Source organism: Streptomyces katrae, assembly GCF_000966975.1.
Taxonomy (GTDB): domain Bacteria; phylum Actinomycetota; class Actinomycetes; order Streptomycetales; family Streptomycetaceae; genus Streptomyces; species Streptomyces katrae.
In genome coordinates this window covers 1-410 of record NZ_JZWV01001560.1, presented here as the reverse complement: position 1 = coordinate 410, position 410 = coordinate 1, and the positions used below count along the sequence as shown (strand labels likewise).

Sequence of the window (410 nt, the reverse complement as noted above, 5' to 3'; positions counted from 1 at the left end):
GGGGAGATCCCGAAGAAGGCGGCGTCGAACTCGGCGGCGTCGTAGAGGAATCCGCCCTGGAGGGTGCTGCTGGATCCGGCGGTGCCGCCGCTCGCGGAGAGCAGGTCGAGGTTCCAGCCGCGGTCCTCGGGGAAGCCGCCGATGGCGTCGGTGCCCGTGGTGAGCAGCCGCCACAGGTCCTCGGGGGACCGTACGCCGCCGGGGTAGCGGCAGCCCATGGCGACGATGGCGACGGGTTCGTCCGTGGCCGTGCCGGAGGGGGTGGCCGTGCGGGTGGCGGGGCCGGGGCGGGGGGCGTCCGTCAGCCGGCGCAGGAGGTGGCGGGCGAGGGCGTCGGGGGTGGGGTGGTCGAAGACCAGGCCGGCCGGGAGGCTGACGCCGGTGGCGGAGGCGAGGCGGTTGCGCAGTTC

General features: G+C 76.1%; 1 protein-coding gene. It reads right to left on the bottom strand.

The genetic code is table 11. The annotated features are described in order from the left end of the window. Positions 1–410: acyl carrier protein (locus tag VR44_RS39175; protein WP_281187296.1), on the bottom strand; the 410-nt coding region annotated here is incomplete at both ends.